Annotated in this window: 3 protein-coding genes; 2 read left to right on the top strand and 1 reads right to left on the bottom strand. The window is 64.3% G+C overall.

Features of this window, described 5'->3' with window-relative positions; genetic code table 11:
- The first annotated feature begins 815 nt into the window (after positions 1 to 815).
- Positions 816 to 2,294: an aldehyde dehydrogenase family protein gene (locus tag ACTIIH_RS10135; RefSeq protein WP_101593233.1), complete on the top strand. Its 1,479-nt coding sequence runs from the start codon at positions 816 to 818 to the stop codon at positions 2,292 to 2,294.
- Positions 2,295 to 2,340: 46 nt separating this feature from the next.
- A complete protein-coding gene (locus ACTIIH_RS10130) occupies positions 2,341 to 3,903 on the top strand; it encodes a GMC family oxidoreductase (protein ID WP_441451641.1) in 1,563 nt (520 codons plus the stop codon).
- A gap of 109 nt (positions 3,904 to 4,012) precedes the next feature.
- Here the strand turns inward: ACTIIH_RS10130 and ACTIIH_RS10125 are convergent, their stop codons facing one another.
- Positions 4,013 to 5,818 (bottom strand): BCCT family transporter, encoded by a 1,806-nt coding sequence (locus tag ACTIIH_RS10125; RefSeq protein WP_441451640.1) that lies wholly within the window; start codon positions 5,816 to 5,818, stop codon positions 4,013 to 4,015.
- Between the last annotated feature and the right edge of the window lie 40 nt (positions 5,819 to 5,858).

Genomic DNA, 5,858 nt, shown 5'->3' with positions numbered 1-5,858 from the left:
GCGACGGTCACGGTTGAAGCCGCCCCGACGATCGTCGTCATTGCGGCGATTGCCCTGGTAGCCGCCTCGGCGGTCGGACTGGCGTGGCCCGCGGCCGTCCCGGTTGTCCGGTCGACGGTTGCGATTGTTGTCGCGATCTGAGCGGCGACCGCCATCTGCGCGGCGGTTGTCCTGGCTGTCTCGCGAATCCCCTTGGGCCACGATTCTCCCTATGAAGTCTTTTCGGTGTTCCGCTCCAGTCTAGTCCACTCACTGCTTCGTCGCCGTGTGGGCGGGAACACGTCAGCGCTCCGTTCACGCTCGCCGTCGCGTCATCGTCGTACTCGCTGCGGTGAGCGCCGAGGCCCAGGTCACCGCCTCAGCACTCTGTTAGAATCAAGGCGAATCCAGTGGAAAGGCCGACGGCAATCGAAGACGTTCGGCGGCAGCGGAGATCCGCGCCGCCTCGACACCAGGAGATGAATGACACCTGACGTGGAAGCTCATTGTGCGGATGACGGATGTCTCCGCGATTCCACGATCAGAATTTTCGGTCTGGATGCTTCACTGTCCCCCGCAGACTCCCATGCGGCGATGACCAATCTCACCGGCCCGTGTGACCAGCATCATCGGATTGCGCGTTCGACCCCCGTCTTCGCCTATTGTGATTGCCGGAAGCATGCGAGTCGGCACCCCAGAACCCCGTCGCCGCGCAGCTCAGACGGCCGTCGCGCATCAACTGTCGGCTCTGCAGCAGCTGCCGTGACTTCGGACCGCACAGACCGCTCGACTCAACAGAACTGCTACTCGTTCACCCGCTAGGAAAAGGAGAAATCGTGCCGAACACACTCTTCATCGACGGACAGTGGGTTTCAGCCGTCAACGGTGGAACCCGGAAGATCCACAACCCGGCCGACGGCAGCTTCGTCGCCGAGGTGGACGAAGCCAGCCCCGCAGACACCGAGCTGGCGATCAGGGCCGCCCGCCGCGCCTTCGACTCCGGCGTCTGGTCATCGGTTCCCGCCAGCGAACGCGGCGATCTGCTGCTGAAGTTCGCCGCCGTGCTGCGTGAGCGCAAGGACGAATTCGCGCGCGCCGAGTCCCTGGACACCGGCAAGCGCTTCGTCGAATCGCAGATCGACATGGACGACATCGCGAACTGCTTCGACTACTTCGGCAAGCTCGCCGCAAACGATGCCGGTCGCGTCGTCGACGCCGGAACCGACACCGTGGCCTCGAAGATCGTGCACGAACCCCTCGGCGTCTGCGCGCTCATCACCCCATGGAACTACCCGCTGCTGCAGGCGGCATGGAAGATCGCTCCGGCCATCGCCGCCGGCAACGCCTTCGTCCTCAAGCCCGCCGAGCTCACCCCGCACACCGCGATCCTCACCATGCAGGTACTTGAGGAGCTCGGGCTGCCGGCCGGAGTCGGCAACCTCATCCTCGGTGCGGGTGCCGATGCCGGTGCCCCGCTGTCGACTCACGAGGACATCGACATGGTCTCGTTCACCGGCGGACTCGTCACCGGTCGCCTGCTTTTCCGCAACGCTGCCGACTCGATCAAGAAGATCGCCTTGGAACTCGGCGGCAAGAACCCGAACGTCGTCTTCGCCGACGCCGACTTCGAGGCGGCCCTGGACAATGCGCTCAACGCCGCGTTCGTCCACTCCGGTCAGGTGTGCTCGGCCGGTGCTCGACTCATCGTCGAGGAATCCATCGCCGAGGAGTTCGTCAACCGCCTCGTCGAACGTGCCGAGCAGATCCGCCTCGGCGGTCCCTTCGATGACAACGCCGAGACCGGTCCCCTGATCTCCGCGGCACACCGCGACAAGGTGCATGCCTATGTCGAGAAGGGTGTGGCCGAAGGTGCGCGTCTGCGCTGCGGCGGCAAGTTCGGCGAAGGCGATCTGGCCGACGGCTTCTACTACCTGCCGACCGTGCTCGACCAGGTCAAGCGCGGAATGTCCGTCGTCTCCGACGAGGCCTTCGGTCCGGTCGTCACCGTCGAGACTTTCTCCACCGTCGACGAGGCCGTCGAGATCGCCAACGACACCTACTACGGTCTGGCCGGAGCCGTGTGGAGTCAGGATGCGGGCAAGACCCAGCTGGTCGCTCAGCGTCTGCGCCACGGCACCATCTGGATCAACGACTTCCACCCCTACCTGCCGCAGGCCGAATGGGGCGGGTACAAGCAGTCCGGGTTCGGTCGCGAGCTCGGCCCCACGGGTCTCGCCGAGTACCAGGAAGCCAAGCACATCTACCAGAACCTCGAGCCGGCAGTCACCGGTTGGTTCCCCGACCACACCAAGTGATCAGTCGCATTCCGAAGACGCCTACCTCAACAAGGAGAGATGAACAGTGAAGACTACTCATAGCTTTGACTACGTCGTCGTCGGCGGCGGCTCCGCCGGTGCCGCGGTCGCAGCCCGACTGAGCGAGGACCCCGAGGTCACCGTCGGACTCCTCGAAGCCGGCCCCACCGACACGGACAAGGACGTCGTCCTTCAGCTCAACCGCTGGATGGAGCTCCTCGAGTCCGGCTACGACTGGGACTACCCGATCGAAGAGCAGGAGAACGGCAACTCGCACATGCGCCACGCCCGCGCCAAGGTGCTCGGCGGCTGCTCCTCCCACAACTCGTGCATCGCCTTCTGGGCCCCGCGCGAGGATCTCGACGAGTGGGAAGAGAAGCACGGCGCAGCCGGGTGGGGTTCGAAGGACACCTTCGGCCTGTACAAGAAGCTCGAGAACAATGAGCTGCCCGGCGACCACCACGGCCACGACGGCCCGGTCAGCCTGATGAACGTGCCCCCGGTCGACCCCTGCGGCATCGCTCTCCTCGACGCCTGCGAGCAGGCCGGCATCCCCCGCGTGCAGTTCAACGAGGGTCAGACCGTCATCAACGGTGCCAACTTCTTCCAGGTCAACCGCAAGGACGACGGCACCCGGTCGTCGTCCTCGGTGTCCTACCTCCACCCGATCCTCAACCGTGAGAACCTCACGATCCTCACCGACACTCAGGCCAAGGAGCTCGAGTTCGACGAGAACGACAACTGCACGGCAGTGCTCGTGGTCAACAACGCCTTCGGCAAGACCAACCGGATCGAGGCGAAGAAGGAAGTCATCGTCTCCTCCGGCGCGATCAACACCCCGCAGCTGCTCATGCTCTCGGGCATCGGCCCGAAGGACCACCTGGCCGAGGTCGGCATCGAGGCCCGCGTCGACTCGCCGGGAGTCGGCGAGCACCTGGGCGATCACCCGGAGGGTGTCATCTCGTGGGAGGCCAAGAAGCCGATGGTCGAGGACTCCACGCAGTGGTGGGAGATCGGCATCTTCTCCCCCACCGAGGAGGGGCTCGACCGTCCCGATCTGATGATGCACTACGGTTCGGTGCCCTTCGACATGCACACCCTGCGCCAGGGCTACAACACCTCGGAGAACTCGTTCTGCCTGACTCCGAATGTCACGCATGCGAAGTCGCGCGGCACCGTGCGTCTGCGCTCGAAGGACTTCCGTGACAAGCCGAAGGTCGATCCCCGCTACTTCACCGATCCGGAGGGCCACGACATGCGCGTCATGGTCGCCGGCATCAAGAAGGCCCGTGAGATCGTCGCCCAGGACGCCATGTCCGAATGGGCCGGCGAGGAGCTGTTCCCCGGCAAGGACGTCCAGACCGACGAGCAGATCGCCGATTACATCACCCGCACCCACAACACCGTCTACCACCCGGTCGGCACGGTGCGCATGGGAGCACCTGATGACGAGATGTCGCCTCTGGATCCGCAGCTGCGGGTCAAGGGCGTGGGCCGTCTGCGCGTCGTCGATGCCTCGGCGATGCCGGAGATCACTACGGTCAACCCGAACATCACCGTGATGATGATGGGTGAGAAGTGCGCGGAGATGATCAAGAACGGTCAGTGATCTGACATAGCTATCTGATCCGAAGATGCGAAGGGGGCGCTGCCAGTGCAGCGCCCCCTTCGTCATGTCCGGCCGCGACGGTCAGGGCTCGCTTCCGGACCGGTCAGCCTCAGTCGGTGTCGTCGCCCTTTCCCTGTCCGCGACTGCTCGAGCGGCTGCCGGTGCGGCTGGCGAGTGTCCCCTCGCGCCGACCTTTCTTCTCTCGACCGATTTCGACGTAGGGATCCCGGAACTTCGGTGCCGGTTCGACCGCTTCGGGTTCGGTGACGACTTCCTCATCGTCGTCGTATTCGTGTCCGAACTGTTCGTCGTCGCCCTGTCGGCGTTCGACCTCTTCGGGCGGCAGGACCTTCTTCCAGCGGCGCATGCGCACGCGCGGCAGGATGCCGGCGTCCTCACGCAGGGCGCGCAAGAGGGCGTAGATCTGGAAGTAGGCGATGATGAAGAACGGCAGCCCGACGAGGATGATCGTCGACTGCAGGGCTTCGAGTCCGCCGGTGCCGGAGAACACCAGCAGTGCCGCCGTGACGACGGCGACGGCAAGGGCCCAGAAGATCCGCTGCGGCAGCGGGTTGAAGTCTTCGTGGCCGTTGTTCATGGTGTCGACGACGAGCGCTGCGGAGTCGACCGAGGTGACGAAGAAGATGACCACGAGGATGATCGCGATCACCGATGTCGGACCGGCCAGCGGGTAGTGGTCGAGGAACGCGAACAGCGCACCGGGGATGTCGCCTTGGTCGACGACTCGGTCGACCAGTCCCCCGCCTTGGTTGAGCTCGATGTCGAAGGACGCATAGCCGAAGATGCCGAACCACAGGATTGAGAACGCCGAGGGAATGGCGAGGACGCCGATGACGAACTGGCGGATGGTGCGTCCGCGGGAGATGCGGGCGATGAAGATGCCGACGAACGGCGACCAGGTGATCGTCCACGCCCAATAGAAGACCGTCCAGGTGTTCTGCCATCCGGTGTCGGCGAACGTGTCGTTCCACAGTGCGAGTTCGGGCAGCTGCTGGATGTATGTGCCGAGGGATTCGAAGACGCCTTTGGCCATGAACAGGGTCGGTCCGAAGGCGATGATGAAGACGAGCAGCAGCACCGCCACGACGATGTTGAGGTTCGACAGGATCTTGATGCCTTTGTCGAGGCCGAGCGACACCGAGATCGTGGCCAGCCCGCAGACGACGCCGATGATGATCAGCTGCCACAGGGCGTTCTCGGGGATGCCGATGACCTGGGCGAGCCCGCCGTTGATCTGCAGTGTGCCCAGACCGATCGAGACGGCGATGCCGAAGACGGTGCCGATGATGGCGACGACGTCGATCGTCTTGCCGATGGGCCCGTGGATGCGCTCGCCGAGGATGGGCTGGAAGATCGAGCTCACGCGCGGCGGCAGGTTCCGCTTGTGGATGAAGTAGGCGAAGCACAGCGCGGGCAGAGTGAAGATCGCCCACGTGTGCAGGGTGAAGTGGTAGTACGTGAAATTCATGGCGTCGACGGCTGCGGCCGGCGTGCCCGGTTCGACGCCGAGGGATGCGCGTGGTGGGTCGCCGAAGTGGCTGACGGGTTCGGCCACGCCCCAGAACATGAGGATCGAACCGATTCCGGCGGCGAAGAGCATGGCGAACCAGGCGCCGTTGGAGTGCTCCGGTGGTTCATCGTCGGGGCCGAGCTTCGCGCGTCCATAGCGGGAGGCGGCGATGAAGATGAGAAAGACGACGAAGACGGTGACGCCGAGGATGTAGAACCAGCCGAGGTTCGTCAGCAGCCAGTCGGAGGCGACCGAGACGCCGGCGTCGATCTGATCGGTGAAGAAGATCGTCCCGAGGACGAAGATGATGATCACGGCCGCTGAGGAGAAGAAGATGGCCGGGTTGGTGCGGAGTCTCAATGCATCGTGCAGTTTGTCGAGCATGGCGTACCTTCCGTAGGGTTGTTGCCGCCCACACTACAGA

The organism is Brevibacterium sp., assembly GCF_052105255.1.
Lineage (GTDB): Bacteria > Actinomycetota > Actinomycetes > Actinomycetales > Brevibacteriaceae > Brevibacterium > Brevibacterium linens_B.
Note: the sequence above shows the minus strand (reverse complement) of the source record. Positions and strands in the feature narration are given on the sequence as shown.

Excerpts from the sequence above, each read along its gene's own strand:
- ACTIIH_RS10125 (WP_441451640.1), bottom strand. The coding sequence starts at position 5,818 with ATGCTCGACAAACTGCACGATGCATTGAGACTCCGCACCAACCCGGCC.